The following is a 24,989-nucleotide window of genomic DNA, read 5'->3' as shown; positions in this document are numbered from 1 at the left end:
TTAGCGTCTCTTTCCTATTATAATGATTGTTTTAAATGGACTTTACCTTGTTCACCTAAAACACCATCAGCGATATTTACAGCGTGATCGCCAATGCGCTCTAAGTTACTTACCATATCAACGAAGATGATACTTGCATCACCTGAACAGCTACGTTCATTCAGACGTAATACGTGACGTTTACGAAGAACACGTTCCATTTGATCGATTTTACGTTCTTTTGCAATAACTGTTTGAGCTAGTTCAGTATCGAAGTTTGTTAAAGCTTCAACTGCGTCTTGTAATGTTGAAATCGTTAACTCAAGCATTTCATTTAATTCAGCTAGTGCTTCGTTTGATAGGGAAACACGGTTTGAAATTTGGAAATCAACAAGTTCTACAAGGTTTTCTACATGATCACCGACACGTTCAATATCGCCAACGACACCTGCTAAAACGGAATGTTTTTCAGAATCTGTAGGTGAAAGCGGCTTTTCTGATAGTAAAACTAAATACTCGGTAATTTTTTTATCTAAGTTGTTAATAGCTCCTTCTAATTGAGTAGCCATGTCAGCGTGTTTTTTATCTTGTGTGTTTAAAAATTGGTTTGCTTCTTTTAATCCATGTAATGAAAACTCAGCCATACGAATAATCTCTTTTTGTGCTTCAGTTAAAGCAATAGCTGGAGATTGTTCAATAAAGATTGGATTTAAATGTTGCGGTTTGAAATCAATAGCAGCATCTTCCCCGCGAATAATTTTCGTTACAATCCATGCTAATACAGCGATGAATGGGAACTGAATAATTGTATTCGTTACGTTAAATGTTCCGTGTGCAAATGCAATTGTCATCTCTGGATTTAAGTTTAATGACGTTTGGAAGTATTGAATTAAATTTGTAAAAGGTATTAATAAAATTGTAAAGATGATTGTACCGACAATATTAAAGATAACGTGAACTAATGCTGCGCGTCTTGCAGCAATTGAAGTACCGATTGCTGCTAATACAGCTGTAATTGTTGTACCGATGTTATCACCAAACAATACAGGAAGGGCAGCTTGTAAATCGATTGCACCTTGACCGAATAGTTCTTGTAAAATACCGATTGTTGCACTTGAGCTTTGTACAATTAAAGTGAAGACTGTACCAACAACAATACCTAAAATTGGATTATCACTCATGCTAACCGTTAATTCTTGGAATGATTCTAAAGAGCGAAGAGGCTTCATACCTGTGCTCATTAGTTCTAAACCGAAGAATAACATACCAAAACCGAATATAACTTGACCTAAAGAATGTACTTTTTTATTTTTAAAGAAGAATAGTAAGATAGCTCCAACTGCCATAATTGGAAGAGCATATTCTCCGATTTTAATTCCAATAATAAATGCAGTAACTGTCGTGCCGATGTTCGCACCCATAATAACACCGATTGCTTGTCTTAATGTCATAAACCCAGCACTTACAAGTCCGACTGTTAAAGCGGTTGTTCCTGAACTTGATTGGATTAATACGGTAACTAACATACCTGCTAGTACACCCATCAGTGGGTTTGTTGTAAAGCGATCTAGAATATCACGAAGACGATCTCCAGCAGCTTGTTGCAGTCCATCGCCCATGTATTTAATTCCGAATAAGAAAATACCTAATCCACCAATGAACTGGAAGATCATATCTTGAACATTATATTCCACGCATTCCACTCCTTAAATTTCATGTACGATGTAATTATTAACTGAACCGTGAGGCAGTGTAAACGGTTTGCTAGTAAAATTTACACTAAATTTACAAAGAGAAGAAAAGTTTACAATTACTTAAAGAAACAGCTGTATTTTATTGGTTTTCATCTTATATAAATCTTAATTTTGTAAAGAAATCACACTTTTTAGAATAGTATTGTTCGGTTGAATATCAAGGAAAGCGTCTGCGAGTTCATCGTATATTTTTTGATGAAAATTTAAAAAATATGTAGGAAAATGCATGTAGTTTTATAACATCAAAAATAAGATAAAAAAGCCACTGGAATTATCCAGCAGCTTTTTCTGTGTTTTTATTTCCATGCTTTTGTCTTCTTACACTTGTAATGTAAATGAACAGGAAAGCAATAAGTAGTAGAGAGGAATAACGATATACAGTTGCGTAGTTTGTAAAATGTGCAATGAATCCAAAAATAATCGCGCCAGCACCAATTCCAAGGTCAAATGCTGAGAAGAATGTAGCTGTTGCGACTCCTCGTCGGTGCGGTGCTACTCGGTCAATCATCCACGCTTGTAGTGCAGGTTGAATCGCTCCGAAACCACTTCCGTAGCATGCTGCTGCAATAATTAAGCTTGGAATGGTAGTTGTATACGACAATAAAATAATCCCTGTAAACGTAATAATAACTCCTGGAATAATTACGAAAGAATGACCTTTCGCATCATATAACTTTCCGGAAAATGGACGAGTAACAGCGATTGCAAGTGCATTAAATAAGAAGAAGAGGCTTATATCAGCAATGCCGACTTCCGTAGCAAATAACGTAATAAAGCTTCCGATTCCCCCGTACATTAATGTAATACATAATATTAATAATGAAGGAAGTAAAGCTTTGCGCTCAATAAATCCATCGAGAAAGGTACCAGATGTTTGCTGTGGTGATTGCGGCGATTTTTTGATTTGAAGTAGTTTCGTTAATATTAATGAAACAATTGTACAGGAAAGTGCACATAAAAAAAGAATCGTGAAGTTATATGTTTGCATAAGCCAAAGTCCGATAAGTGGACCGAGCGCCATTGCAATCGTTCCAGAAAGACCGAAATATCCCATGCCTTCACCGCGGCGAGCTTGCGGAATTAAATCGGAAACGACAGTTCCATATGTAGTCGTTGTAATACCAAAACCAGCTCCGTGTAAAATTCGAACGGCAAGCAATAGGAAAACAGTTGAAGCGAAAAGATAACTACCCATAGCGAGTAAACAAATAGCAGTACCGATCATTAAAATGATTTTTTTGCTGAATTTTTGCAAGGCATTTCCAGTTAGCGGTCTAACAAAAAGTGCCGCAACAGTAAACATACCGACAACAAATCCAATATTGGAACTTGTACCTCCAATTTCTTTCACATAAACAGGTAAAGTCGGAATTAACATTTGAAATCCTAAAAACATACATAAGTTTGCTAGAATTAGCGCGACAAATTCTTTCGTCCATAACGGTTCTCGTTTTACGAGTATTGCTTCTCCCATATATTCATCCCCTATATAAAAAATTTCTCTTTTCTTTCGAGTATATGTATTGGCCAATGTAACAGTCAAGGAAGGTGCCTTGAAAACGTACAACAATTTTCGAGGTAAAAAACTGACAAATTTGTGGAAAGACTACACAACTATGAAAAAAAGATGTAAAGTATAGATGTATAGACTGGTAGTTGTTATGAATGATAGAAATTGTTTTTTCTTTAAAGAAAGCGGATTCAAAAAGTAGTGAATGAGAAGGGGATATATACTTTTTCGCTACATATATTTGAAAAGGTTTACAATATGATGAAGAAAGAGGCGTGTACATATGAGACGATTAGGTATTTCTATTTATCCAGAACATTCAACAGTAGAGAAAGATAAAGAGTATTTAACATTAGCAAGTAAATACGGATTTACTCGTGTATTTACATGTTTATTATCTGTAGATGGTGAAAAAGAGAAAATTATAGAAGAGTTTAAAGAAACGATTTCTCATGCAAATGCATTAGGATTCCAAGTGTTAGTTGATATTAGTCCAGCTGTTTTTGAGCAATTAGGTATTTCATATAACGATTTATCGTTTTTCCATGAACTAGGTGCGTACGGTATTCGTTTAGATGTTGGTTTCTCAGGATTAGAAGAATCAATTATGACGTACAATCCGTATGGCTTAAAAATTGAGATCAATATGAGTAACGGTACGAAGTATGTAGATAACATTATGAGTCATAGACCAAATCGCGAAAATTTAATTGGTTGCCATAATTTTTATCCGCATCGTTATTCTGGATTATCATATGATCATTTTATGAAATGCTCGAAACAATTTAAAGATTACGGTATGAGAACGGCTGCTTTTATTTCATCATTTGATGCAACATATGGACCTTGGCCAGTAACAGAAGGATTATGTACGTTAGAGCAACATCGTGAATTACCAATGACAACACAAGCGAAGCATTTATTTGCAACAGAATTAATTGATGATGTTATTATTGCGAATGCTTATGCATCAGAAGTAGAATTACAAGCACTAGGTGCATTAAATAAAGAGAAACAAACATTTGATATAGAGTTATATGATACAACGACAGAACTAGAAAAAATTATCGTATTAGACGAACCTCATTTTTATCGCGGGGATGTATCTGAATATATGATTCGCTCTACACAAAGCCGTGTGAAATATAAAAAAGAAGAGTTTAAACCTCATCATACACGTGAAATTAAGCGCGGCGATCTTCTAATTGATAATGAGCAATATGGCCAATATAAAGGTGAATTGCAAATTGCATTAAAAGATATGGTGAATACAGGAAAAACAAATGTAGTTGGTCGAATTGTAGAAGAAGAGATTTTCTTATTAGATTATTTGCAAGCATGGGATAAATTCGGATTTACATTAAAGAAATAGATAAAATAAAAGGGAAAAACTACTGATTTCAGCAGCTTTTTCCTTTTTATATATAAATTGCGAGAGGAAGAGCTATGACAAAGGTGCATCAGCGATTAGTTTCTATTTTAGAGGAGTTTTTAGAAGAGAAATCGATGTTAAATCGAGCTTTTTTAGCGAGCCGTTTACATGTATCAACGAAGACGATTCAAAAAGATATAAAATTATTAAATGATATATTGGAAGAAAATGGAGCGAAAATTGAATCGCAAAGAGGGACTGGATACGAACTAGAAATTATACAAGCGAAGAAGTTTGAAGAGTTTTGCGTGAGTCTATTTCAAAAACAGACGGAAAAGATCCCAACTTCTTACGAAGAAAGGATAGCTTACATTCTACAACGTATTTTAACGACAGATGGGTATGTGAAGCTTTCACAGTTAGCAGAGGAGATTTATGTAAGTAAATCGACTGTAAATTTAATTATGAAAGATGTGACAGATATATGTGGTCGCTATCAATTACAAATTGAAAAGAGACCGTATTATGGTATACGTATTGTCGGAGAGGAGTTTCATATTCGTTCTTGTTTATCACAATATGGTTTACCGCGTTATGACCATACTCCGTTTCATGAGCAATTTGAGCAGAATGATACATACTTATCGCTACCTCATATACCGCTTATCCGTTCGATTATATTAAAGTATATCGAAGGAGGAACGATATACTTATCAGATATAGAAATTGATAATTTAGTCATTCATATTGCAATTGCATTAAAGCGTTGTGAAGATCAACATTATATGAAAGGACTACATGTAGAGCAAGCTGAACTTATAATAAAGAAAGAATATACAATTGCGAAAGAGATTTTAGGGGATTTAGAGAAAGAGTTGCATCTTTCATTTCCAGAAGAAGAAGTTTTATATGTGACGATGCATTTATTAAGTACTGCTGTTACAGCGAAAGATCGTTATGAAAATGTGGAAGAACTATTAGGAAAAGATCTATATGCATTCATGCAACATATTCTTTTTAAAGTAGCGGAAGAACGGAATCTTATTTTTTATTATGATGAAGAATTATTATTTGGGTTTGGTGTTCATTTAAAAACGTTATTAAATCGTTTGAAGTATAAGTTAAATACGAGAAATCCTCTTTTGGCAGAAGTGAAAAAGAATTATCCGTATGCTTTTGAAATTGCGGTTCTCGTTGGAGATATAATTGGTGAATATACGGGAGAATCGATTCCGGAAAGTGAAATTGGTTATATTGCGATTCACTTTGGCGGAGCGATGAGCCGTTTACAGGAACAGAATCAAAAGAAAAGATGTTTATTAGTTTGTGCAACTGGTCAAGGAAGTGCCCAACTATTGAAATATAAAATTCTATCACAGTTCCGAGATAAATTAGAGATTGTGGGAATTACCGGTTATTATCAATTGAAAGTAGAAGACCTTTATAAAGATAAAATAGATTGTATTATTAGTACGATTCATATACCAAGTGGTTTACCTGTGCCTGTTATAAAAGTAAACTCAATATTTGATGATAAAGAGATTAAGTCAATTGGTCAGCAGTTATTTACGCATGTGAATACTAGTGTACAGCAATATATGAAGGAAGATTTAATCTTTTTAAATCACAATGCTTCTACGAAGGAAGAGGTTATCCGATTTTTATGTGAGAAAGCTGCTGAGAAAAACTATGTCCCAGAACACTTTTATGACTCTGTTATGGAAAGAGAGAATACATCCCCTACAGCGGTTGGGAATTTAGTTGCGATTCCACATCCGATGCAGTTATTAAGTGAGAAAACATTTTTGATGTTTTGTACACTTAATAAAGCGGTTGACTGGGGAGATAAGAAAGTACAAGTTATTATTTTATTTAGTGTAAAGCGCAATAATAATGAAGATTTACAAAAGCTTTATGATTTTTTATATGATATTATGTCTAATCAAAATACGATAGAGAAATTAGCTCAGGCTGAAGTGGTTGAAGATTTTCAAGAGATATTATTATCGTTATAAGAGAAGTATATAAAAACTTCCGTTACACAACGGAAGTTTTTTATGTTTAATTGTATGCGTTTTCATAATAAGATAACAATATAGAAAAAAGATGGCTTGGGGGAATTTAAAATGACTGATATGCAAACTCCATTTGCGTTAATTTTACATGGTGGCAACGCGAGAAGCGCGTCACTTGAAGCAATTGCTTTTGCAAGACAAGGAGATTTTGAGAATGCGAGTGAAAAGATGAAACTTGCTAGGGAAGAAATTTCAGCAGCTCATCGTATTCAAACAGACTTAATTCAAGAAGAAGCAGGAGGAAATCATGCAGAAATCAGTTTACTGTTAGTGCATGCACAAGATCATTTAATGAATGCAATTACAGTGAAAGAACTTGCTGAAGAATTTATCACTCTTCATAAACGAATAGAAGAGAAAGTGACAGTATAAGATGTACATTTTATTATGTTGTGCAGCAGGCATGTCAACGAGTATGGTTGTAAGAAAAATGCAAGAAGAGGCAATGAAACAAGGGAAGGATTATAAAATTAAAGCAGTTGATTCAGAACTTGTGAAACTGGAAATAAAAAATGCTGATGTTGTTTTAATTGGTCCGCAAGTGAAATATTTATTTCCAGCCGTAGAGTTTCTTGCAAATTCATACAATATACCAGTTGCGATTATAGACCAACGGGATTATGGCATGTGTGATGGTTTGAAAGTATTGAAACAAGCAGAACAATTAGTTTTAGCATAATTATATTTTTTTAAATATAAACATTATAATGTTATAACTTTATTTCATTCTTTCATAGAAAAGAGAAAGAGGAGGGGTTTTGATGAATGGTTTTATGAGTTTTATGGAACAAAAGATTATGCCAACAACACAAAAGATTGCCGGACAGCGACATTTATTAGCAATTCGAAACGGGGTTATTTCTACATTACCGTTAACGATTGTCGGATCATTTTTCGTTATCTTTTTAAACTTACCAATTGATGCATATATGGAGTGGATTGCACCGTTTCGCCATATTTTAGATATTCCATTCCGATTTACAGTAGGACTAATGGCGTTATACGCAGCATTTGGGGTAGGGGCTTCGCTCGCGAACTTTTATCAGCTCAATCAGTTAAGTGCAGGGTTATTATCTGTACTCGCCTTTTTACTAGCATCAGTTGAACCCATTCAAATTACGAAAGCCGTACCAGGTGTTATTGATGCAGGTAGATACATTTCAGTAGGAACATTAAGTGCAACATCTTTATTCGGCGCAATTGTTACAGCTTTAATTGCAGTAGAAATTTATCACTTTATGATTAAGCATAATATCTCAATTAAATTACCAGATAGTGTACCACCAGCAGTTTCAAATTCGTTTGCAGCATTAATTCCAACGTTAGCAGTTATTCTTTTATTCTGGGGCATTCGCTACGGTTTGAAATTTGATGTAAATACAACAATCACATATTTAATCGCACCACTAAAATCAGTATTAGTAGGAAATAATTTATTCGGCGGTTTATTAACAGTATTCTTAATCGTATTCTTCTGGTCATTCGGTATACATGGCCCTGCGATTTTAGGACCGATCATTCGTCCAATGTGGGATTCTGCAATTCTTGAAAATATGGAAGTATTCACAGCTACAGGAAATGCACATCAATTACCAAACTTATTTACAGAGCAATTTATTCAATGGTTCGTATGGATTGGTGGATCAGGCTCAACGTTAGCTTTAGTAATTATGTTTATGTTCTCTAAATCTAAGTTCTTAAAAGAGTTAGGTAGATTATCATTCGTGCCAGGCTTATTCAATATTAATGAACCAATTATTTTCGGGGCACCAATTGTAATGAACCCAATCTTAATTATTCCGTTCGTAATTACACCGTTAGTTACAACGACAGTATCATATTTCGCAGTTGTTTCAGGTATGATTCCGATGATGATGGCGAAATTGCCATTTACGATGTTAGCGCCAATTGCAGCGATTATTAGTACGGACTGGACAATTATGGCTGGTGTACTTGTACTTGTTAACTTTGTTATCTCATTCGTTATTTACTATCCGTTCTTCAAAATGTATGAGAAACAACAATTAGCAGGAGAGGAGAAAACAGAATGCTCGGAGCAATTATCATCTTAATTACATTTGTAGCGGGGCAGTGTATTGCACATTATTCAAAATGGGTACAAAGTAAATCTTTATTAGTTTTACTACTAGTATCAATTGTATTTATCGGTAGTTCAATGGGTGCCTATGTAATGCTAAGCTTACAATCACCGTACGTAATTATTGTACCAACGATTTTATGTGCAACATGTTTATCTGCAAAATATAGATTTACGAGCATGGCATTAATACAACGTGTGAAGGAGATGCAAAAGCATGGAGCGTAAATTAGGAATTTCACTTTATCCAGAGCATTCAACGAAAGAAAAAGATATGGCATACATTTCGGCAGCGGCACGCCACGGTTTTTCAAGAATATTCACATGCCTATTGTCTGTGAATCGTCCGAAAGAAGAAATTGTAGCTGAATTTAAAGAAATTATTCATCACGCAAAAGATAACAATATGGAAGTTATTTTAGATGTAGCTCCAGCTGTCTTTGATCAGCTCGGTATTAGTTATAGTGATCTATCATTCTTCGCAGAGTTAGGTGCAGACGGTATTCGATTAGATTTAGGGTTTGACGGATTAACTGAAGCGAAAATGACGAATAATCCGTACGGCTTAAAAATTGAGCTGAACGTAAGTAACGATATTGCTTACTTAGAAAATATTCTTTCGCATCAGGCAAATAAGTCAGCTTTAATCGGTTGTCATAACTTCTATCCGCAAAAATTTACTGGACTTCCGTACGACTATTTCATTCGCTGTAGTGAACGCTTTAAAAAACATGGTATTCGCACGGCAGCGTTTATTACGTCACATGCAGCTAACATCGGCCCATGGGATATTAACGACGGATTATGTACATTAGAACAGCATCGTAACTTACCGATTGAAGTACAAGCGAAACATTTATGGGCGACAGGGCTTATTGATGACGTTATTATCGGAAATGCTTATGCGAGTGAAGAAGAGTTAGAGAAACTAGGAAACTTAAATCGTTACATGTTACAGCTGAAAGTAAACTTTGTAGACGAGGCGACTGAAGTAGAGAAGAGAGCCACGCTGCAAGAATTACACGTAAGACGCGGTGACATAACAGAATATATGGTACGTTCTACAGAAGTACGTAAAAAGTACAAAGACTATGACTTCCCGGTGCGCGAAAGTGTACGACAGGAAAGAGGCCAAGTTGTAATTGGTAACAACTCATTTGGTAAGTATAAAGGCGAATTACAAATCATTCTAAAAGAAATGCCGATAGATGAACGAAAAAATATTGTCGGTACAATTGCAGAAGAAGAGTTATTCTTACTAGATTATGTAGGAGCTTGGACGCAGTTTACTTGTGTGGAATAGGGAAGTACAAGGAGAGGATGCCGTGGCATCCTCTTTTTTTTGGTGAAATAGTGGTTTATCGTATATAGAATGCAAAGAGATAGACTTAATTTGGACGGGAGAGAAGGAGATGGAAGAGTATATAGATGATTTATTAAGACGGATGGCTGACGAAGAAGCAGGAGTTCGGCAATGTGCGTATGAAGAAGCGAGGCAGTTAAATGATTTATCGCTTTGTTCTTGTTTCTAGGAGACGTAAAAATGAAGTAGAGTCTACAGATGAATCAGAGGTTATCATTGCACTTCATTTTTTACATAAGTTTGCTAATCATGAAGAAGTTTTACAGACGTTTGACAAAGTGCACAAAAAACGTGGGAACTTGTTTATGTTAGAGAGGAAGTGGCTTCGAGATAATATTGCTTACTTCCAAGAGAAAGAATGTAAGCATCAAAAAAAGAGTCAGCCTCAATGAGACTGACTCTTTTTTTACAAACTAGTTTAATACTTTAACTGTAACTGTTTTACGTCCCCAGTTACTTGATGTACCTTTATCAGGCATTAAAACGTCGATTTTATTTCCTTTAATAGCTCCACCAGTATCACCAGCGATTGCTACTCCGTAACCTTCAACCCATACTTTTGAACCTAATGGAATGACACTTGGATCAACTGCGATTAGTTTCATGTTTGGATTAGCTGTTAAGTTGTGACCTAAAGCTGATTTTACTTGGTCGCCTGCTTTATAACCATTTTCAAGTGGATCTGCTGTGTAAGCTGTTGCTACAACGCGTAACTCACGAGAAGATGATGGTGCACTTGTTTCAGTTTCTTTTGCAACAGGTTGTTGTGTAGCTGGTTTTTGAGCTTTAGCTGCTTCACGAGCTTTAGCTGCTTCTTGAGCCTCAGCTGCTTCACGAGCTTTAGTTGCTTCACGAGCTTCAGCTGCTTCTTGAGCTTTAGCTGCTTCACGAGCTTTAGCTGCCTCTTGAGCTTTAGCCGCTGCTTGAGCTTCAGCTGCTGCTTGAGCTTTAGCTGCTTCACGAGCTTTAGCTGCTTCTTGAGCCTTAGCTTCTGCTTGAGCTTCAGCTTCTGCTTGAGCTTTAGCTTCTGCCTGAGCTTTAGCTGTCTCTTGAGCCTTAGCTGCTTCACGAGCTTTAGCCGCTGCTTGAGCTTCAGCTGCTTCGCGAGCTTTAGTTGCTTCCTCCGCTTTAGCTTTTGCTTGCGTTTCAGCTACTTCACGAGCTTTAGTTGTTGCCACGGCTTTAGCTGTATCTTGAACTGTAGTTGTTTTTTCAGCTTTAACTACTGGTTGAACTTTAACTGGAGCTTTACCTGTTAAGTAAGGAACGTGAACGTAAGCTGTTTTTCCGTTATATTCAAATTGGATCCAACCATTTTCAACTTGGTGTGTTGTTTCGATTACGTCATCTTGTTTCAATTTCCCAAGAATCTCTGAGTCTGTGTTTGCACCAGCACGTACGTTTAATACGTTAGCTGTTACGTAGTAAGTGTCTTTTGTGTAGTCAGCGCTAATGAAAGCCTCCTTACCGCTATTCAATTTCACTTTTGACCATCCGTTTTCTGTATGTAAAACGTTAACTTTATATCCATCTAATAATTTTCCTACAACTTTTGATTCAGTAGTTGGGTTTTCTCGTACATTTAGTACATCAGTCGTTACGATTGTTTCTGCTTTAGCAGATGTTGTGAAAATCCCAAGACCAAAAACCGCTGCTGTTGCTATACCCATAAATTTTTTCATAATAGCCTCCATTGCATTTGTTTTCGTTGACCTCATTATAGCAACCATTATTTTCTTATTTGCGAAAAACATAAAATTACAAAGCTTTCGTAACGGGTCATTAATATTTTGTAATAATTCCAGTAATATCCTAAAAGCGCTTTCTTATAGTTTTTAGGGGAGGTTAGAGCACATGATGCATAAAAAAGGTAGTATTTCAATTTCTGATAGGTTAATAGTATTTCTATAGTATTACGTAATTATTTCGTAATCATTACAAAAATGGCGTATTTTGCTGTCGGAACAGAAAATTAGTTATGTAAAAATAACTATTTTAGTTGTGGAGAAATAAAAATGAGGTGAAATTTAATAAAATATCGCTATAATTGTTACAAAATAAGTCGAGGTATGGAAAAAATTACGCCTTGATTTTAGGGTGTCACATATTATTTTTGCAATAATAGGATTGTAGGATAGTGGTAATGCGAAATGAAAGTTGCAAGGATAAAAAGATAATCGCAACATGAAACATATATAATAGAAGAAACATGATTTAAAGGGACGATATTGTTATGAATTGGTTCGTGAATTCCTGTAGATTCATATTTTTAATAAAACGTTGATAAAATTGAATTATTCTTCAATACAATAAAAAATAGTGGAGATTTGCTTCGAATTACAAATAATAGAATGATTATACGCTGTTTTTTAAAGAATTATAAACTAAATATAGAACAAAAGTTCGATTGGTGGTAAAATATTCATAAAGATATTTTGTAGTATTTTTTGGGAATTAGGTGCGTGGTTTAACATATACAAATAGTTATGAAAATGAGTATATATAGGAGGGAGATTAAATAAAGAAAATTTAGTAATGATAAGTTGGAAAGTAGTTCAGTAAGAAATCATTATCCTGTTAAAGGTGATGGAGGATTTTGGAGATGACAAAAGAGGAAATCGTTAAGCTATTTATAAATACGATAGTAAAGATAGCCCCAGAGAAATTAGATGAATACATAGAAAAAATTAAAAGAAATAGCCATTCTTCTAAATAAATAGGCTATTTCTTCTCAGGTTTCGTATGATTTTTATTTAGCGCCTGAGCGATAGAAAGCATTTGTTCTAATGCTATATCTTTTTCATCTTTTGGTAACGGTTCTAGCCATTCCATGATTTCTTTAAACTTTTTATATTTGTGTGCATTTAAATCTATTTCTTTACTTTCTCCATATAAGTAGTCAATAGTAACATTAAATCTTTTTGAAACTTTTTCTAATGTTTCTCGTCCAGGAAAGGCTTTCCCATTTTCAAATTTAGAAACAGTTCCTTTTGTTAAGCCAACCTCTTTCCCGAATTGTTCTTGGCTTAGCTTATTATGTATTCTAATTTGTTTTAATCTATCTTTTATTTCCATTATATATTGTCTCCCCTTTAAACGAGTTTCCAAAAATAACTCTTATTTTTATTATAAAGTTTTCAGATAGAAAACGTAAAGAGGAAAGGGTTGATATAATTTGAAGCTATGTAAAGAACTGTTTGATCCTTCAATTTGTGAAATACGTAAGGTTAAAGAAAGGGAATACAAAACTTTTCATAGCATAAAAAAATTTTTAAGTATTTGGTTTCACTGTATGAAACTAAGCTAGGAGAAATAGATTCTCATTAGAAAAATGCTTTTGTTTTAATAAGCAGATTGAATTATGTTCTCCAATAAATATAGATTGTTTTTTTAGTAAGAAGAATTTTATACAAAAATAAATTATATTCTTAGGAGGTTTTTAATTTGGAACAACCAATTTTATTATCAATTATGGATAAAGAAACAGAAAAGAAAATACAAAAAGTAGTTATAAGTATTTTGAAGGAACATCGTGCATTAAAGGTGCGTTTTGGAGATGATGTTGTGCAACAGCAGGGGGAAATTGATTTGTTTCCTGAAATTTGTAATACTAAGCAGATTAATCAAATGAAGTATAGACAGGTTGAAAAAGCTTTAAAGTATAGCTTAGATGAGGACGAGAGAAACATTATTGAGATGAAGTATTTAAGCGATCAAAAATTAAGAGATGATTATATTTATAATGAATTGTTAATAAAGAAAGACTCTTATTATGAAAAGAAGAAGAATGCTCTTCGCTTAATTGCTACGGCTTTAGGGGTGATTTGAGCATCATAAGTAAAGGTTTACTATATCCGAATGGGAAAATAGTGAGATATTTTCAATAGATTTACATAATCAATAAAGATAGTAGAAGGAGAAATTTCCGATGAAGAGAGGGATAATTAAGGGGAATTTATAAATATGGATGAATGATAATCTTAGTATCAGAAGGGGAAAACAAAATCCCTTCTGGTGAATAAGCGTTCCACCAGAATAGGACGCACTCGGGTTATCGTACAGTGATGCTTTCATAGGTCACCATGCACTTTGTTCGCGTAGATAACCAGCGGGGCCTTGGAGGTAAGAGTACTCCTGTGTGGTGTGTGTATTACTCAACTTTGTAGATATTATCTGAGCTAAATATACAAATGAATATTTTTTATTTCATGTATGTTTAACCTCCTACATTTAAGCAAGTTTAGGAATGAGAAGATAGTATTTTTAAGGGTTGAATAAGTTTATATACTCTCAAACTTAATACATTTAAAGTAGCGAAATAGCTTTTGGTGTATTAGGTAAAAGAGTAGTACAAGGAGGTATGATAAAGGAAGAAAATATGTATACACTTCTCCTGAATCAACAAATTTGGAAAAATATAGAAGTAAGTAACTATAAAGGTGCAAAGCGTAGCCTAATTAAAAATTAATTAGTATGGAAAAGGTTATTAAAGATAAAAACTATCCCTCCTATACAAATAAATCTTAGTGATTTAATAAAAAGCGAAGAGAGACATTTGTCTTTCTTTTTTATTTGAAAAAAGAGAAAGGAACGTGGCTCATATTGCTAGTTTAATAAAGATATTTGGAGCGACATTCGGAGCTTTTTGTGGGTATTTTTTTGGAGGGTTTGATGTTGCATTGAAAGTATTGGTAATAATAGCAGTTATTGATTATCTGTCTGGAATGATTGCAGCAGGGTATAGCGGAGAATTGAAAAGTAAAGTTGGCTTTAAGGGCATTGCTAAAAAGGTGATGTTATTTTTATTAATTGGAGTTGCAGCACAGCTAGATTCATTATTTGGTAGTAATAGTGGAATTCGAGAAGCAACAATCTTTTTCTTTATAGGAAATGAAGCATTATCAGTTTTAGAAAATGCTGGTCGTATAGGGATTAAGATTCCGAAAATATTAATCAGTGCTGTTGAAGTTTTAAATAATGAACAAAAACAAGAACATAAAAAGGAGAAATGAAGTAATGGGACACATTGTAGATATTTCAAAATGGAACGGTAATATAGATTGGAGTGTAGCGGCTCCACAGCTTGATTTAGTTATTGCTAGGGTGCAAGATGGCTCAAATTACGTAGATCCTATGTATAAAGAATACGTTCAAGCTATGAAAAGTTATAAAGTACCGTATGGAAATTACGCATTTTGCCGCTTTACGTCTGTTGCGGATGCTAAGAAAGAAGCGCAAGATTTTTGGGCGCGAGGTGACAAAGGTGCATTATTTTGGGTTGCAGACGTTGAGGTTAAGACAATGGGTGATATGCAAAGTGGGACGCAAGCATTTATCGATGAATTACGCCGTTTAGGAGCAAAAAAAGTTGGTTTATACGTAGGGCATCATACTTATGAAGCGTTTGGTGCAGCAAATATTAAAGCTGATTTTACATGGATTCCACGTTATGGCGGGAATAAACCAGCTTATCCTTGTGACATTTGGCAGTATACTGAGACAGGAAATGTATCTGGTATTGGTAAATGTGATTTGAATTATTTAATTGGTAACAAGTCATTATCTTGGTTTCTTGATGGAAATGGTGATAACAATGGGCAACAAAGTCGACCGGTAGGTATTGGGATCGCTATCTCAAAATATCCTGTTGGATATGAGGTGAACTTAAATACAAATCCAACTGATTTTATATTTTCAGGTAATTCTATTAAAGATAAAAACCCATATTTAATTTATAAAGCTTGGTGGATCCCAGAATATATGATTAATTTCGGCGGGGATCAACAATGGGCAAAATTAGAGCATTTCGATGTTCAATGGTTTTATGCTTATTCAAAATATCCTTCTGGTTATCAAATTAGACATTACGATGGACCGAATGGAAAAGATACTGGTTTTGTCGATGGTAGCGAGCCGTATCGATTATTTGGGCGTCAAGATGGACATGTTGATATTGGTGGGAATCGTTGGATTCGTGAAGAACATGTAGTAATTAGATAATACAAAAGGCCAACTTATTTAAGTGGCCTTTTGTATTTTTTATTAAGTATTATTTGAAATTAATGGGATCGTTACTTTATATAAATTAAGTAGAAGAAAAGGAAAGGTGATATATATGTTAAAACATAGTGTAATGATGGATGTATTAGCGAATGCGGATACGAAGGAAAATGTAGAAAAGTCATTTTATGCATATAATGAAGCTTCTTTTACATCAGCTAAATCAAATGGAGGCGTGGAATATCCGCCTCAAACAATTCTTATAAGAGAAAAACGAAACAATGGTTGGTGGAAAATTCAAACTTGGGAAGGCGAGAAGTGGATCAATTTAAATGGTGAGAAAAAGTATGTAGAGAAACCATTCTATACGTATAATGAGCCATCATTTGTGTCTGCAAAAGGAGGAGGAGGCCAATCCTTTTTAGCACAAGAGGTACCTGTTATCGATGGGACGACAAGTGGCTGGTTAAAAATTATTTCTTATGAAGGAGAAAAATGGATCAATCCAAACGGTGAGAAAAAGTATGTAGAAAAATCATTCTATACGTACAATGAGCCATCTTTCGTATCTCCAAAAGGAGGAGGAGGTCAAGTCTTTACAGCGCAAGAGGTACCTGTTATTGATGGTACAACAAGTGGTTGGTTAAAGATTATTTCTTATGAAGGAGAAAAATGGATTAATCCAAATGGTGAGAAAAAGTATGTAGAAAAATCATTCTACACGTATAATGAGCCATCTTTCGTATCCCCAAAAGGAGGAGAAGGCCAAGTCTTTACAGCGCAAGAGGTACCTGTTATTGATGGTACAACAAGTGGTTGGTTAAAGATTATTTCTTACGAAGGAGAGAAATGGATCAATCCAAATGGTGAGAAAAAGTATATAGAAAAATCATTCTATACGTACAATGAATCATCATTTGTATCTGCAAAAGGAAATGGAGGCCAAGCTTTTTCAGCACAAGAGGTACTTGTTATTGATGGTACAACAAGTGGCTGGTTAAAGATTATTTCTTATGAAGGAGAAAAATGGATTAATCCAAATGCTTCTGAGGTCTCAGGAGTAATTGAATTAGCTCTAAAACAATTAGGGAAGCCATACGTCTTTGGAGCATCGGGGCCTAATTCCTTTGATTGTAGTGGTTTCATATACTATGTATATAAAAATAATGGGTATAGTATTTCAAGGAATAGTGTAGCAGGATATTGGCCGATGGTAATTAAAATTAATGATCCGCAGCCTGGAGATTTAGTCTTTTTACAAAACACATATACACCTGGCCCATCACATATGGGGATTTATCTTGGAAACGGTGAGTTCATTCATGCAGGAAGTGAACAGACGGGTGTTGTAAGAGGAAATGTGTTTAGTTCATATAATCAAAAACATTTCCTTGGTTATGGTAGATTTCAAAAATAAGTTAGCAACGTTAGCATATAAACATCTTTTAAGATGTTTATAAGGGTAATTAAATAAAGTGATTTAATAGATTATAAAACAGCTATCAATTTTGATAGCTGTTTTTGATAGTTATGAAAAACCACAATGAATTTTCTAAAATGAAATATTCATTGTTTCAGAGATTATTAATTGAAATATACGAAAGGATATAGGTGATATATATGTTAAAACATAGTGTAATGACGGGTGTATTAGCGAATGCGGATACGAAGGAAAATGTAGAAAAGTCATTTTATGCATATAATGAAGCTTCTTTTACATCAGTTAAATCAAATGGAGGCGTGGAATATCCGCCTCAAACCATTCTTATAAGGGAAAAACGAAACAATGGTTGGTGGAAAATTCAAACTTGGGAAGGCGAGAAGTGGATTAATTTAAATGGTGAGAAAAAGTATGTAGAAAAATCATTCTATACGTACAATGAGCCATCTTTCGTATCTCCAAAAGGAGGAGGAGGTCAAGTCTTTACAGCGCAAGAGGTACCTGTGATTGATGGTACAACAAGTGGTTGGTTAAAGATTATTTCTTATGAAGGAGAAAAATGGATCAATCCAAATGGTGAGAAAAAGTATGTAGAAAAATCATTCTACACGTACAATGAGCCATCTTTCGTATCTGCGAAAGGAGGAGGAGGCCAAGTCTTTACAGCGCAAGAGGTACCTGTGATTGATGGTACAACAAGTGGTTGGTTAAAGATTATTTCTTATGAAGGAGAAAAATGGATCAATCCAAATGGTGAGAAAAAGTATGTAGAAAAATCATTCTACACGTATAATGAGCCATCTTTCGTATCCCCAAAAGGAGGAGGAGGCCAAGTCTTTACAGCGCAAGAGGTACCTGTGATTGATGGCACAACAAGTGGTTGGTTAAAGATTATTTCTTATGAAGGAGAAAAATGGATCAATCCAAATGGTGAGAAAAAGTATGTAGAAAAATCATTCTACACGTACAATGAACCATCATTTGTATCCACAAAAGGAAATGGAGGCCAAGCTTTTTCAGCACAAGAGGTGCTTGTTATTGATGGTACAACAAGTGGCTGGTTAAAGATTATTTCTTATGAAGGGGAAAAATGGATTAATCCAAACGGTGGCATTGAAATGGTTTTCGAGTCTACAGCGTATAGTGTAGAGAACAGTCCTCCACATGAACGCATTACTGCATATGGTATTGATATAGGGAAAAACCCAAATATCAAGTTAATTGCTGTTGATCCTAAAGTAATTCCATTAGGAACGCAAGTAGATGTTGAGGGTTATGGTGTAGCCATTGCCGGTGATACGGGTGGTGCTATTAAAGGGAAAATAATTGATGTACTTTTCCCGACTGAAAGAGAAGCTATTAAGTGGGGACGCAAAAAGGTGAAAATAAGAATTCTTAATTAATCTTTTAATACACGAATATTGTTATTTGAGATTTGCTTAGATGATGCACATAATAAAGTTGTTCATTTCTTTTGGTATAGAAAAAGAGGTTGCACGTAGGCAACCTCTTTTTTACTCATATCGTAAACATTCAATTGGATCCAGTTTTGCAGCTTTGTTAGCTGGTAGTAGACCGAATATAATACCGATTAACATGGAGATACCTACTGCAAGAAGTCCAAGTTCTTTTGAGACAACGAGTGGCCATCCAGCAAAGATGGAGACGATCCAAGCGAAGAAGATACCGAGCATGAAACCGATGAAACCACCGAGTCCTGTTAAAATACAAGATTCAATTAAGAATTGTGTTAATACTTTACCACGCGTTGCACCAAGAGCTTTACGAATACCGATCTCACGTGTACGCTCTGTTACAGATACAAGCATAATGTTCATTACACCGATACCACCAACAAGTAAGGAGATAGCGGCAATACCACCGAATACCATTTTCATCATACCGATTGATTCATCTAATTGCTTCGTAAATTCACCTAAGTCTTGTGCTTCGAATTTGTGCTCAAATTTAGGAGCTTTCATTTCGTTTAAAACAGAAACGGCTTGTTTTTCTACACTTTTACGTTCGGCCGGAGAGGTCATTGTTAATCTTACAGAGTCATACTCAGTTACTCCTGAAATGACAGGCGCGTTTTCAAGTGATGTATAACCCTCAGGCATAGGCATTCCAAAGTCATTTTTCGTTTCGTATACACCGACTATTTTATACGGCTTTCCTTTTATATCTGCGTATTGATTTGATTCCCAACCACTAAATAATTTGTTGAAAGCTTCTTCATTTAATATAACAGCAGGGATTGCTTGGTTTAGCTCACTGTCGTTTAATTCACGACCGTGAACTAATTTTATCTTCGAATCTGTCATAAAGGCGCCTGTTCCGCCTTTTAAATCAAGATTTACATCTTTTGAACCAGCAGATGCTTTTACTTTCATACTTACATCTGGATATACATCTTTAACGCCTGGTACAGTTTGCAGTCGGTTTAGCATATCAGCTGTAATTTTGGCATTATCTGTTCCATAGTCAGGATTGTTGTAGTAAATCGTTACTTCGTTATCTTTCCCTTGGCCTAACTCTTTTTTAAACTTTGCGTTTGTACCATCACCCATTGAAATGATAGTAATAATGGCACTAATACCGATAATAATACCTAACATCGTTAAAATAGAACGCATTTTATGAGCAAAGATAGAGGAAAGGGCCATGCGTATATTTTCACTCGTGTTCAAAATTAACCTCTCCAATCTTGGACGATATTTCCGTCACGAATTACAATTTGACGTGCTGCTGCTTCCCCAATTTCACGATCATGGGTAATCATAATGATTGTTGAGCCTTGTTTATTTAATTCGTAAAAGAGGTCCATAATTTGTGTACTTGTTTTCGTATCAAGTGCCCCCGTTGGTTCATCGGCTAAGATAAACTTCGGGTTATTTACGATTGCGCGTGCAACAGCGACACGCTGTTTTTGTCCACCTGATAATTCGTTCGGCAGGTGAGTAGCACGATCAGCTAAACCTACTTTTGTTAAAGCAGCTAATGAGCGCTCGCGCCTTTCTTTTTTATCGACTCCAGCGTAAATAAGAGGGAGCTCTACATTTTGAAGTGCTGAAAGTCTCGGTAATAACATAAAGTTTTGGAATACGAATCCGATTTCTTTATTACGTACGTGTGCAAGTTCTGTTTCAGACATGTTTGAAATGTTTTGACCAGCTAGTTCGTACGTACCTGTCGTCGGTTTATCTAAACAACCAATAATGTTCATTAATGTTGATTTACCAGAACCAGAAGGTCCCATAATCGAAGTGAATTCTCCTTGGTTCAGTGTTACGTCAATTCCGTGTAATATTTGAACGGACTCTGCACCATTTTGGAAGGATTTCGTGATGCCTTTTAAGTTAATCACTGGGCGACAACCTCCATACCATCTTTTAAGTCTTTTTCAGGTTTAGAAATAATTTCCTCTCCTTTTTTCACTCCAGAAACTTTTGCTTCGCTATCAGTCTCGAATTCAACAGTAACTGTTTGTTCTTTCGCTTTACCGTCTTTTACAACAAACACAACATTTTTATCACCTTTTTTCACGATGCTGCTTTTCGGAACAATTGTACCAGTTGCTTCGCCAGATTTACTTGTTACGTAAACGTGGAAGCCGTTTTGTAATTCTTCACTATTATCTAAAGTGACAGTGAATTGATAGTTAGAAACTGTTTTGTTTTCGTCCATACTCTTTAATGGAGTAGAACCGATTTCTGTTACTTTTCCTGTCCAAGTCTTACCAGCAACGGTTTTTGATGAAACAGTAACTTCTTGCCCAACTTTCATACTAGCAAGCTCATATTCAGAAAGTTGACCTTTTACTTTAAATGGACCAGCATGACGAAGTGTAATACCGCTCATACCTGTTTTTTCGTCAGCGACTTTTACGATATCATCAATTACGCCATCAGCAGGACTCGTTACAGAAAGTGTGTTTACTTTCTCTTTTGCTGCTTTAATCATTTCATCAGCTTTTTCAACTTCAAACTTTTTCATTTCAAGCTGTGATTCTAATTGTTGTACCTCGATTTCTGATGCTTTTAATGCTTCAGCAGGAAGACCTGCATTTTTATCTTTTTGTAATTTTTGTTTCGCTGCATCAATTTGTTTTTGGAATAATGTTACTTCTTTTTGGGCGATTTTCTTTTGCATTTCTGCTTCAGTTACACCTTGTTTCGCAGTTGGGTCATTGTATTTAAATAGAAGCTGCCCTTTTTTTACTTCATCACCTTTTTTTACAGCTAATTCATACGTACCTTTTGTTGGATCAAATGAAATTGTTTCAATTCCGTTTGGAATGACTTCACCGCCAAATTTTTGCGCGTTTTCAATCTGTTTTTCTGTTACTTTATATCCGCTATATGCCATTGCTACTTCTGAACCGCCGCCAGCAAATGCAAAGTATGATCCAGCTGCAATTCCGATTGCTACTACACTAGTAATTAACACTTTATTTTTCTTCTTCATCTATTTATCACCTTTTCGTTCGTTTTAGTATCTACATTAAGTATAGAAGAGGGAAAGAATCTGACAAATCGTTTTAGCTTACAATAACCTTACAGTTTTGTAAGGTATGAATATGTAAATGTAAGGTAGAGCTTGTCCCAGTGTAAGCAAATGAATTGACGCGTGTTTTTTTTCTTACAATAATATTGTATGAAGGAGAGGAGGAAGGAAGATGGAAGCTTATTTTAGTGCGCATCCATTAAAACCGTTTATTCCCTACTCAAGGCAACATGCCATTATATTATTTATTCTGTTGGTGGGAATCGTTTTTTTATATCAATACCAAGATGTATTACGTCAAAATGAGTGGAATATAACGGTTCGATATGCGATTGCATTTCTATTTATAGGGAGTGAAATTGGACTTCATATGTGGGAGTGGAAAGCAGGGATTTTTGAGCTAGCCACTTCATTACCGTTTGAGTTATGTACGATTAGTTTGTTGTTAGCGTCAATTATGATCATAACGAAAAGTTACCGTATATATGAGATTGTATTTTTTACAGGAATTATTGGTGCATCACAAGCCATTTTAACGCCAAACTTGCAGTATGCTTTTCCGCATTTTCGGTTCATTGAATATTTTATCGCGCATATATTGCTCATTTGGGCACCGCTCTTTATGACTTGGGTGGAAGGATATCGTCCGACAGTACAATCTATTAAACGCACAATGATATTTTTAAACATATTGATTCCGATTGTTTCGTTTGTAAATTACAAAACAGGTGGTAATTATATGTTTTTAGCTCATAAGCCAGAAACAGCTTCATTACTTGATATGTTAGGACCACATCCTTACTATATTATTTCATTAGAAATAGCTGCGCTTATTGGATGTTTTATTTTGTATATGCCGTTTGCGAAAAGAGAAAAACAGTTACACAAAGAATCGTTAGGGTCATAACCTAGCGATTTTTTATATATTAAATATTTACAATTCAGAAAATTAAGAATAAAATTAAGAGGTAAATTATAGAGAGAGAAGGGCGAAAATGGTCAAAAAAGTATTTTTGAATGGGATGGAAGTGACGTTTCAATTTCTTATTTCGATTTTGGGTATTATTTGTTTAGGGACATTGCCGAAACTATTTTATGGATTTGAGCTGCATGCATCACAGTACATAAAGAGTTTACAAGAAGTGTTTGTGAATTTAATGGACATCTCCAATTTTAAATATGTGGGAGATAAATTTTTATTTCCACAGTTGTTTGTCCATTATAAAGAAACAATTATTATATTTTTAGCTGCTTTTTTCATTTCATTATTTGTAGCATTTTGTATTGTTTATGTAATTATGAGTAGTTCACCGCGTATACAACATCGAATTAAATCATTTCTTATCTTCCTAGAATCCATTCCAGATATCCTTCTTATTTTAGTATCACAAATTTTAGTTGTATGGTTTTTTAAACAAACAGGTTTTTTACCTTTTCAAATTGCTTCAATTGGAGGCGAGTCGATTAGGGGGTTGCCAATATTGTGTTTGAGCATCCCGACTACGATTATGTTTGTAAAAATGATCGTGCTTCGTTTTGAAAATGAACTAGAAAAAGATTATGTACTATTTGCTAAGGCGAAAGGGCTGGGGCGCTTTCATATTTTAAATCGCCATATTTTACGAAATGTGTTGCTTAGTACATTATTCTTTGCGAAAACGAATATCTTTTTTATGTTATCTAATTTATATATTATAGAATGGATTTTTAATACGGGTGGTATTTTTATGTTTTTGAAATCGTATTTCGGTATTAGAGTTGAGGTTTTCATTGTTAGTGTACTTCTTATATATATTCCGATTTTTATTTTATTTAAATTGTTTCATTATCTCATTCCGGCTGCGATGAAGGAGAGATTATAATATGTGGACGTATATAAAACGTGATAAAAGATTTTGGATAAGTATTGGGTTTCTTCTCCTATTAGTTCTTTTGAGCATCGGAAATACGTTATGGAATGATGGACATATTAGACAAGTTACATTGCAATATGATGCGGATGAAAATCCACAAGTGCCACCGTTTCCACCTTCATTACAATTTTTACTCGGGACAGACCGGAAAGGGTATGACCTGTTACATTTAGTCATTGAGGGCGCGAAGTGGACGATTGGTATATCTATTTTAATTGCGGCACTTAGAATGGTAATAGGTGTGTTTTTCGGTGTCGTACTCGGAACGTATATAAAAAGAGGATTTTCAAAAATTGAGGCTTTCTTTGATAGTTTTACAGTTATTCCGACAGTTATGATTGCGTATTTTTTTCTTCAATTTGCAAGTACATTTGGAAGTGGGGAGGAAACAACAACCTTTTTTGAAAGGGCTTCGTTTCAAGTTGTCTTACTTGTAATGCTTGTAATGCCAGTTATTGCACTGTATGTTGCGAAGGAAGTTCGTAAATTGCGAACGGAGGAATTTGTTGATGCCGCGCGCATATTAGGTGGATCGAGAAGACATATTGTTATAAAACATCTTTTTCCGCACCTTTATATGACGTTTATACTTGTATTTTTTCAGCAGTTTACGCAGACTCTTACTATTTTAATGCACTTAGGGTTACTAGAAATATTCTTTGGCGGAACGATTAAGTTTTTAGGACCGATAGAAGAAATAGAATCTTACACACATGAATGGTCAGGGTTAATTGGAGTCTATTTTAGATCATTAACAGTGAATCCGTGGATCCCTCTCGTTCCGATTACATTTTTTGGACTTACTATTTTTTCAGGAAATATGATTGTAAAAAGTATCGAAGAGGCGATGATGAAAGTAAGGTTAGGAGGAGAGCTAAAGAAGGATGTTGTAGAAGAGGAACAATCTGTTGTGCAGTCGAAAGAAGAGTTATTTACTTTTAAGCATACGATGTGAAAATAAAAAGAAGCAAGCATGTA

General features: G+C 34.9%; 22 protein-coding genes and 1 pseudogene. 16 read left to right on the top strand and 7 right to left on the bottom strand.

Features of this window, described 5'->3' with window-relative positions:
- Positions 1-17: 17 nt before the first annotated feature.
- Positions 18-1,673, bottom strand: a complete 1,656-nt coding sequence (locus PQF83_RS20410) for a Na/Pi cotransporter family protein (RefSeq protein WP_000456257.1) — start codon at positions 1,671-1,673, stop codon at positions 18-20.
- A gap of 331 nt (positions 1,674-2,004) precedes the next feature.
- On the bottom strand, positions 2,005-3,207 hold the full coding sequence (locus PQF83_RS20405) for an MFS transporter (protein WP_000503266.1): 1,203 nt from the start codon (positions 3,205-3,207) through the stop codon (positions 2,005-2,007).
- A gap of 319 nt (positions 3,208-3,526) precedes the next feature.
- On the opposite strand from PQF83_RS20405, the gene PQF83_RS20400 reads away from it, so the two are divergent.
- From PQF83_RS20400 to PQF83_RS20365, 8 genes and pseudogenes are all read left to right on the top strand, one after another.
- Positions 3,527-4,615: a DUF871 domain-containing protein gene (locus tag PQF83_RS20400; RefSeq protein WP_001253343.1), complete on the top strand. Its 1,089-nt coding sequence runs from the start codon at positions 3,527-3,529 to the stop codon at positions 4,613-4,615.
- A 74-nt stretch (positions 4,616-4,689) separates the two neighbouring features.
- Positions 4,690-6,630, top strand: coding sequence for a BglG family transcription antiterminator (locus PQF83_RS20395; RefSeq protein ID WP_000169840.1), 1,941 nt, complete (start codon positions 4,690-4,692; stop codon positions 6,628-6,630).
- A gap of 111 nt (positions 6,631-6,741) precedes the next feature.
- The gene (locus PQF83_RS20390) at positions 6,742-7,062 is read left to right on the top strand and encodes a PTS lactose/cellobiose transporter subunit IIA (protein WP_000131334.1); all 321 of its coding nucleotides are present in this window, start codon (positions 6,742-6,744) and stop codon (positions 7,060-7,062) included.
- Between the two features lies 1 nt (position 7,063).
- Complete coding sequence (locus PQF83_RS20385) at positions 7,064-7,369, top strand: PTS sugar transporter subunit IIB (protein ID WP_000275647.1); 306 nt, start codon at positions 7,064-7,066, stop codon at positions 7,367-7,369.
- A gap of 82 nt (positions 7,370-7,451) precedes the next feature.
- The gene (locus PQF83_RS20380; protein WP_001013054.1) at positions 7,452-8,762 is read left to right on the top strand and encodes a PTS sugar transporter subunit IIC; all 1,311 of its coding nucleotides are present in this window, start codon (positions 7,452-7,454) and stop codon (positions 8,760-8,762) included.
- Positions 8,738-9,016 carry a hypothetical protein gene (locus PQF83_RS20375; RefSeq protein WP_000900037.1) on the top strand — a complete coding sequence of 93 codons (279 nt, stop codon included), beginning with the start codon at positions 8,738-8,740 and terminating at the stop codon, positions 9,014-9,016. The genes PQF83_RS20380 and PQF83_RS20375 overlap by 25 nt, the downstream gene beginning before the upstream one ends.
- Positions 9,006-10,091 (top strand): DUF871 domain-containing protein, encoded by a 1,086-nt coding sequence (locus tag PQF83_RS20370; protein ID WP_000440031.1) that lies wholly within the window; start codon positions 9,006-9,008, stop codon positions 10,089-10,091. Before PQF83_RS20375 ends, PQF83_RS20370 begins: the two co-directional genes overlap by 11 nt.
- Before the next feature lie 218 nt (positions 10,092-10,309).
- Positions 10,310-10,543, top strand: a pseudogene (locus PQF83_RS20365) (hypothetical protein); the annotation flags it as partial.
- Between the two features lie 21 nt (positions 10,544-10,564).
- Here the strand turns inward: PQF83_RS20365 and entC are convergent.
- Positions 10,565-11,956 carry a cell wall-binding protein EntC gene (entC, locus tag PQF83_RS20360; protein ID WP_048520127.1) on the bottom strand — a complete coding sequence of 464 codons (1,392 nt, stop codon included), beginning with the start codon at positions 11,954-11,956 and terminating at the stop codon, positions 10,565-10,567.
- 916 nt (positions 11,957-12,872) lie between these two features.
- Positions 12,873-13,226, bottom strand: coding sequence for a helix-turn-helix domain-containing protein (locus tag PQF83_RS20355; RefSeq protein ID WP_000402994.1), 354 nt, complete (start codon positions 13,224-13,226; stop codon positions 12,873-12,875).
- Positions 13,227-13,595: 369 nt separating this feature from the next.
- Here PQF83_RS20355 and PQF83_RS20350 point away from each other — a divergent pair, with 369 nt between their 5' ends.
- From PQF83_RS20350 to PQF83_RS20330, 5 genes are all read left to right on the top strand, one after another.
- Entirely contained in the window at positions 13,596-13,979 is a 384-nt protein-coding gene (locus PQF83_RS20350) for an ArpU family phage packaging/lysis transcriptional regulator (RefSeq protein ID WP_000437483.1), read from the top strand.
- 764 nt (positions 13,980-14,743) lie between these two features.
- The gene (locus PQF83_RS20345; RefSeq protein WP_000930103.1) at positions 14,744-15,163 is read left to right on the top strand and encodes a phage holin family protein; all 420 of its coding nucleotides are present in this window, start codon (positions 14,744-14,746) and stop codon (positions 15,161-15,163) included.
- A gap of 4 nt (positions 15,164-15,167) precedes the next feature.
- Positions 15,168-16,151, top strand: a complete 984-nt coding sequence (locus PQF83_RS20340; RefSeq protein WP_000509862.1) for a glycoside hydrolase family 25 protein — start codon at positions 15,168-15,170, stop codon at positions 16,149-16,151.
- A 115-nt stretch (positions 16,152-16,266) separates the two neighbouring features.
- Entirely contained in the window at positions 16,267-17,568 is a 1,302-nt protein-coding gene (locus PQF83_RS20335; protein WP_000912189.1) for a C40 family peptidase, read from the top strand.
- Between the two features lie 203 nt (positions 17,569-17,771).
- Entirely contained in the window at positions 17,772-18,995 is a 1,224-nt protein-coding gene (locus PQF83_RS20330; RefSeq protein WP_048520129.1) for a 3D domain-containing protein, read from the top strand.
- Positions 18,996-19,106: 111 nt separating this feature from the next.
- On the opposite strand, the gene PQF83_RS20325 is transcribed toward PQF83_RS20330, so the two are convergent.
- The 3 genes from PQF83_RS20325 to PQF83_RS20315 are packed head-to-tail and all read right to left on the bottom strand — an operon-like array spanning position 19,107 to position 22,059.
- The gene (locus PQF83_RS20325; RefSeq protein ID WP_001996759.1) at positions 19,107-20,258 is read right to left on the bottom strand and encodes an ABC transporter permease; all 1,152 of its coding nucleotides are present in this window, start codon (positions 20,256-20,258) and stop codon (positions 19,107-19,109) included.
- A 26-nt stretch (positions 20,259-20,284) separates the two neighbouring features.
- On the bottom strand, positions 20,285-20,959 hold the full coding sequence (locus PQF83_RS20320) for an ABC transporter ATP-binding protein (protein ID WP_000609099.1): 675 nt from the start codon (positions 20,957-20,959) through the stop codon (positions 20,285-20,287).
- The gene (locus tag PQF83_RS20315) at positions 20,956-22,059 is read right to left on the bottom strand and encodes an efflux RND transporter periplasmic adaptor subunit (RefSeq protein ID WP_000728818.1); all 1,104 of its coding nucleotides are present in this window, start codon (positions 22,057-22,059) and stop codon (positions 20,956-20,958) included. The genes PQF83_RS20320 and PQF83_RS20315 overlap by 4 nt, the downstream gene beginning before the upstream one ends.
- 211 nt (positions 22,060-22,270) lie before the next feature.
- On the opposite strand from PQF83_RS20315, the gene PQF83_RS20310 reads away from it, so the two are divergent.
- From PQF83_RS20310 to PQF83_RS20300, 3 genes are all read left to right on the top strand, one after another.
- Positions 22,271-23,005, top strand: a complete 735-nt coding sequence (locus PQF83_RS20310; RefSeq protein ID WP_000388673.1) for a YwaF family protein — start codon at positions 22,271-22,273, stop codon at positions 23,003-23,005.
- 88 nt (positions 23,006-23,093) lie between these two features.
- Positions 23,094-23,960, top strand: coding sequence for an ABC transporter permease subunit (locus PQF83_RS20305; RefSeq protein WP_000239660.1), 867 nt, complete (start codon positions 23,094-23,096; stop codon positions 23,958-23,960).
- 1 nt (position 23,961) lies between these two features.
- On the top strand, positions 23,962-24,966 hold the full coding sequence (locus PQF83_RS20300; protein WP_000269951.1) for an ABC transporter permease: 1,005 nt from the start codon (positions 23,962-23,964) through the stop codon (positions 24,964-24,966).
- Positions 24,967-24,989 lie beyond the last annotated feature (23 nt).

Origin of the sequence: Bacillus sp. FF-1 (assembly GCF_028548245.1) — a bacterium.
GTDB classification, from domain to species: domain Bacteria; phylum Bacillota; class Bacilli; order Bacillales; family Bacillaceae_G; genus Bacillus_A; species Bacillus_A paranthracis.
This window is presented reverse-complemented; position numbering and strand designations above follow the sequence as displayed.

What these genes read in the sequence shown, in the direction of transcription:
- PQF83_RS20400 (WP_001253343.1), top strand. Translation starts at nt 3,527, where the DNA reads ATGAGACGATTAGGTATTTCTATTTATCCAGAACATTCAACAGTAGAG.
- PQF83_RS20355 (WP_000402994.1), bottom strand. Translation starts at nt 13,226, where the DNA reads ATGGAAATAAAAGATAGATTAAAACAAATTAGAATACATAATAAGCTA.
- PQF83_RS20310 (WP_000388673.1), top strand. Translation starts at nt 22,271, where the DNA reads ATGGAAGCTTATTTTAGTGCGCATCCATTAAAACCGTTTATTCCCTAC.
- PQF83_RS20380 (WP_001013054.1), top strand. Translation starts at nt 7,452, where the DNA reads ATGAATGGTTTTATGAGTTTTATGGAACAAAAGATTATGCCAACAACA.
- PQF83_RS20405 (WP_000503266.1), bottom strand. Translation starts at nt 3,207, where the DNA reads ATGGGAGAAGCAATACTCGTAAAACGAGAACCGTTATGGACGAAAGAA.
- PQF83_RS20330 (WP_048520129.1), top strand. Translation starts at nt 17,772, where the DNA reads ATGTTAAAACATAGTGTAATGACGGGTGTATTAGCGAATGCGGATACG.
- PQF83_RS20305 (WP_000239660.1), top strand. Translation starts at nt 23,094, where the DNA reads ATGGTCAAAAAAGTATTTTTGAATGGGATGGAAGTGACGTTTCAATTT.
- PQF83_RS20385 (WP_000275647.1), top strand. Translation starts at nt 7,064, where the DNA reads ATGTACATTTTATTATGTTGTGCAGCAGGCATGTCAACGAGTATGGTT.
- PQF83_RS20340 (WP_000509862.1), top strand. Translation starts at nt 15,168, where the DNA reads ATGGGACACATTGTAGATATTTCAAAATGGAACGGTAATATAGATTGG.
- PQF83_RS20300 (WP_000269951.1), top strand. Translation starts at nt 23,962, where the DNA reads ATGTGGACGTATATAAAACGTGATAAAAGATTTTGGATAAGTATTGGG.
- PQF83_RS20395 (WP_000169840.1), top strand. Translation starts at nt 4,690, where the DNA reads ATGACAAAGGTGCATCAGCGATTAGTTTCTATTTTAGAGGAGTTTTTA.
- PQF83_RS20335 (WP_000912189.1), top strand. Translation starts at nt 16,267, where the DNA reads ATGTTAAAACATAGTGTAATGATGGATGTATTAGCGAATGCGGATACG.
- PQF83_RS20315 (WP_000728818.1), bottom strand. Translation starts at nt 22,059, where the DNA reads ATGAAGAAGAAAAATAAAGTGTTAATTACTAGTGTAGTAGCAATCGGA.
- PQF83_RS20325 (WP_001996759.1), bottom strand. Translation starts at nt 20,258, where the DNA reads ATGGCCCTTTCCTCTATCTTTGCTCATAAAATGCGTTCTATTTTAACG.
- PQF83_RS20390 (WP_000131334.1), top strand. Translation starts at nt 6,742, where the DNA reads ATGACTGATATGCAAACTCCATTTGCGTTAATTTTACATGGTGGCAAC.
- PQF83_RS20370 (WP_000440031.1), top strand. Translation starts at nt 9,006, where the DNA reads ATGGAGCGTAAATTAGGAATTTCACTTTATCCAGAGCATTCAACGAAA.
- PQF83_RS20375 (WP_000900037.1), top strand. Translation starts at nt 8,738, where the DNA reads ATGCTCGGAGCAATTATCATCTTAATTACATTTGTAGCGGGGCAGTGT.